Source organism: Metamycoplasma equirhinis (genome assembly GCF_006385185.1).
GTDB lineage: Bacteria > Bacillota_I > Bacilli_A > Mycoplasmatales > Metamycoplasmataceae > Metamycoplasma > Metamycoplasma equirhinis.
Map to the genome: position 1 here is coordinate 1 of NZ_VFIX01000042.1, position 631 is coordinate 631.

Here is a 631-nt window from a genome sequence, read left to right on the forward strand (position 1 = left end):
TTGCACTACAGCAACAAATACCAGGTGCCGGCCACGGCTACCGCGTCGATCCTCAACCCCAGCCTGGTGGCCTCGCGCACCATCCAGCTGTCACCGCCGTACACCGGCGGCCCGGTCTTGCAAGACGGCGCGGTGATCCCAATCGAGCGCACCCAGGTGCCCGTCGAGTGGGATCAGTTGCGCGATTCCATCAATGGGATCCTCCGCCAGCTCGGCCCGACGGAGCGGCAGCCGAAGGGGCCGTTCGGCGACCTCATCGAATCGGCCGCGGACAACCTGGCCGGCAAGGGCAGGCAGCTCAACGAAACGCTGAACAGTTTGTCGCAGGCGTTGACCGCGCTGAACGAGGGCCGGGGAGACTTCGTTGCGATCACGCGAAGCCTGGCGCTATTTGTCAGCGCGCTCTACCAGAATGATCAACAGTTCGTTGCGCTCAACGAAAACCTTGCCGAGTTCACCGACTGGTTCACCAAATCCGACCATGACTTGGCCGACACGGTGGAACGGATCGACGACGTTCTCGGCACCGTCCGAAAGTTCGTGAGCGACAACAGATCCGTGCTGGCTGCCGATGTCAACAACCTCGCCGACGCGACCACTACACTAGTGCAACCCGAGCCCACGAGACGGA

General features: G+C 62.6%; 1 protein-coding gene. It reads left to right on the top strand.

Annotated elements, in window-relative coordinates; genetic code table 4:
- Positions 1-631 (top strand): MCE family protein (locus FJM08_RS08575; RefSeq protein WP_140031746.1); only part of this gene is annotated, 631 nt, incomplete at both ends.